Below are 257 nucleotides of genomic sequence, written 5' to 3' on the forward strand. Positions count from 1 at the left end.
GGCAGGCCCCGGCGGCGCCTTGATGTACTATCTCTACAACAAAAGCGTGGAAACGCTTGGCGCGAGCCGGGCAAGCATGCTGCTCTACCTGCAGACGGTGTTCGTGGCTATCCTCGCCTATCTTCTGCTCGGCGAGGGCTTGCACGATTACGATCTGGTCGGTGCGGCCTTCATCGTCGCCGGCATCGTGCTCGCCACAATGGTCAAGCCCAGGCCAGCTCAACCCCGCGTGGCGTAGAAATCTTGAGGGTGACGGC

The 257-nt window shown here is 61.9% G+C and carries 1 protein-coding gene; it reads left to right on the forward strand.

From position 1 onward, the window contains the following. The coding region (locus tag EOB49_RS35545) for a DMT family transporter (RefSeq protein WP_164782015.1) at positions 1–238 on the forward strand (238 nt) is incomplete at its 5' end. Positions 239–257: the final 19 nt, after the last annotated feature.

The sequence above is a fragment of the Mesorhizobium sp. M7A.F.Ca.MR.148.00.0.0 genome, assembly GCF_003997735.1.
In the GTDB taxonomy this organism is placed as follows: Bacteria; Pseudomonadota; Alphaproteobacteria; order Rhizobiales; family Rhizobiaceae; genus Mesorhizobium.